The sequence below is a fragment of the Protofrankia sp. CiP1_Cm_nod1 genome, from assembly GCF_920888515.1.
Classification (GTDB): domain Bacteria; phylum Actinomycetota; class Actinomycetes; order Frankiales; family Frankiaceae; genus Protofrankia.
Genome location: NZ_CAKKTM010000184.1, coordinates 1 through 3,232, shown reverse-complemented (window position 1 = coordinate 3,232; position 3,232 = coordinate 1). Strand labels below are relative to the sequence as shown.

Below are 3,232 nucleotides of genomic sequence, written 5' to 3'. Positions count from 1 at the left end.
GGGTCCGCCGGCCGCGGCCGCCCGGCCGCCGGGGCACGGCCCGCCGGGACGTGGTCGGGTACCGCAGCGGAGGTCGCGACGGCGGACGCGGTGGGGGCGGACGATGCGGATGATGCGGTGGGGGCGGTGTCCTCGCCGGTGTCAGGCACGGGATACATCCTGCCAACCCGCTCCGCCCGCCACGGCCGCCCGCCGACACGATCCCACCGCCGGGAGCGGCGGAGGAGCGCCGGGGAGGCCCGGGATGTCGTGTGCCGGCCCGGCCGGCGGGACCCTGCCAGACCGGCGCACGGACCCTCACCACGGCCGGTGGGAGGGCGGCCGCGCACCTCCCCGGCATGGGCCCGGCATGGGCCGGGCATGAGGACGTCCGGCGTGGGCCCCGCCGGGAGAGCACGTCCGAACAGGGCGCGGGTGCCACGCGGAGACAAGGATCGGCGGGGATCCGTACCTGGGAAGGATCAGGCGCAAGGCCCGGTGAAGCCCGTGTCGGAGCTCACATTGTTCGACCCGTAGGATCGTTACCTGTGGTGACAGAAGAAGGCAGGAACCAGCACGACTCGGACGGCCGGGAGCAGCCCGCCGCCGACCAGTCCGTCCCCGGACGCTCCGTTCCCCAGCGGCCCACTCTCGACGGCGTCGAGGCACGCTGGTCGGCCGTGTGGCAGGAGCAGGAGACCTACCGGTTCGACCGGAGCGCCGACCGGGCCCGGGTGTACGCGATCGACACCCCGCCCCCGACCGTCTCCGGCTCCCTGCACGTAGGCCATGTCTTCTCCTACACGCACACCGACGTCATCGCCCGCTACCAGCGGATGCGCGGCCGTGAGGTCTTCTACCCGATGGGGTTCGACGACAACGGCCTGCCGACCGAGCGCCGGGTGCAGAACTACTTCGGCATCCGCTGTGACCCGTCGCTGCCCTACGACCCGGATCTCACCCCGCCGGCCAAGCCCGGCAAGGAGCAGGTCCCGGTCAGCCGCCGCAACTTCGTGGAGCTGTGCGAGCGGCTGACGATCGAGGACGAGAAGGTCTACGAGCAGCTGTGGCGCCGCCTCGGCCTGTCCGTGGACTGGTCGATGACCTACGCGACCATCGACGCCCGTTCCCGGGCGGTGGCGCAGCGGGCCTTCCTGCGCAACCTGGAGCGCGGCGAGGCGTACCTGGCGGAAGCGCCCACCCTGTGGGACGTGTCCTTCCGCACCGCGGTGGCGCAGGCCGAGCTGGAGGACCGGGAGCGCCCGGGCGCCTACCACTCGCTGGCGTTCGCCCGCACCGACGGCGGCGGGAACAGCGGCGCCGGCGGCACCGACAGCGGCGGGGACGTCGTCGTCGAGACCACCCGGCCGGAGCTGCTGGCCGCCTGCGTGGCCCTGGTCGCCCATCCCGACGACGAGCGTTACCGGCCGCTGTTCGGCTCCACGGTGCGCACTCCCCTGTTCGACGTCGAGGTGCCGGTGCGGGCGCACCGGCTGGCCGACCCCGAGAAGGGGTCCGGCATCGCGATGATCTGTACTTTCGGTGACCTCACCGACGTCACCTGGTGGCGTGAGCTGCGGCTGCCCACCCGCGCGGTGATCGGCCGGGACGGCCGGCTGCTGCCCGACCCGCCCGAGGCGATCGTCTCGGCGGCGGGCCGGGCGCACTACGCCGAGCTGGCCGGGCGCACCGTGCACGCCGCCTGCGAGCGGATCGTGGAGCTGCTGCGCGAGGCCGGGGCGCTGCTGGGCGACCCGCGGCCGATCAGCCATCCGGTGAAGTTCTACGAGAAGGGCGACCGGCCGCTGGAGATCGTCACGACCCGCCAGTGGTACATCCGCAACGGCGGCCGGGACGAGGCCCTGCGGGCGCAGCTGCGGGCCCGTGGCAGTGAGCTGCACTGGCATCCCCCGCACATGCGGGTCCGTTACGAGAACTGGGTGGACGGCCTGACCGGGGACTGGCTGATCAGCCGGCAGCGTTTCTTCGGCGTGCCGTTCCCGGTCTGGTATCCGCTGGACGACGCCGGTGCCCCCCGCTACGACCAGCCGATCGTCCCCGGCTACGCGGCGCTGCCGGTCGACCCGTCCAGTGACACCGCGCCCGGTTTCAGCGAGGACCAGCGCGGGATCCCCGGTGGTTTCGCCGCCGACCCGGACGTGATGGACACCTGGGCGACGTCCTCGCTGACCCCGCAGATCGCCGCCGGCTGGGGCAGCGACGACGATCTGTTCGCCCGGGTGTTCCCGATGGACCTGCGCCCCCAGGCGCACGAGATCATCCGGACCTGGCTATTCTCCACCGTGCTGCGCAGCCACACCGAGTTCGGCACGCTGCCGTGGACGAACACGGCCATCTCCGGGTGGATCCTCGACCCGGACCGCAAGAAGATGTCGAAGTCCAAGGGCAACGTCGTCACCCCGCTGGACCTGCTCGAACAGCACGGGTCGGACGCGGTGCGCTACTGGGCCGCCGCCGGCCGGCCGGGCACCGACACCACCTTCGACGTCGGCCAGATGAAGATCGGCCGCCGGCTGGCCATCAAGCTGCTCAACGCCAGCCGGTTCGCCCTCGGCCTCGGCGCGGTCGAGGACGCCGGCACCATCGCCGAGCCGCTCGACCGGGCGCTGCTGGCGACGCTGGCGGAGGTGGTGGACGCCGCGTCCACCACGCTGGACAACTACGACTACACCCGCGCGCTCGAGCTCACCGAATCGTTCTTCTGGCGGTTCTGCGACGACTACGTCGAGCTGGTCAAGGGACGCGCGTACGGCTCGTTCGGCGAGCCGGGCGCGGCGTCCGCGCGGGCCACGCTGGCCATCGCCCTGTCCACGGTGCTCGCGCTGTTCGCGCCGTTCCTGCCCTTCGTCACCGAGGAGGTCTGGTCGTGGTGGAAGCCCGGGTCGGTGCACCGTTCCCGCTGGCCGGAGGCCGGCGAGCTGCGCAAGATCGCTGACAGTGGTGACCCGCGCCTGCTTGAGGCGGTCAGCACGGCGCTCACGGCGATCCGGCGGGCCAAGTCGGAGGCGAAGGTGTCGATGAAGGCGGCGGTGGCCTCCGCGCGGGTCAGCGGGGACGCCGACCTGGTCGGCCTGGTCGAGGCCGTCGCGGCCGACCTGCGCAGCGCCGGCAGCATCACGGCGCTGACCTTCACCCGGGGCACCGGCGAACTGGCGGTCGACGTCGCCCTCGCAGGCTGACCGCTGCCGGCTGACCGCTGCCGGCTGACCGCTGCCGGCTGACCGCTGCCGGC

The 3,232-nt window shown here is 73.0% G+C and carries 1 protein-coding gene; it reads left to right on the top strand.

Translation table 11 applies throughout. From position 1 onward, the window contains the following. The first annotated feature begins 527 nt into the window (after window positions 1–527). On the top strand, window positions 528–3,179 hold the full coding sequence (gene valS / locus NBX02_RS08605; RefSeq protein WP_250290826.1) for a valine--tRNA ligase: 2,652 nt from the start codon (window positions 528–530) through the stop codon (window positions 3,177–3,179). Window positions 3,180–3,232: the final 53 nt, after the last annotated feature.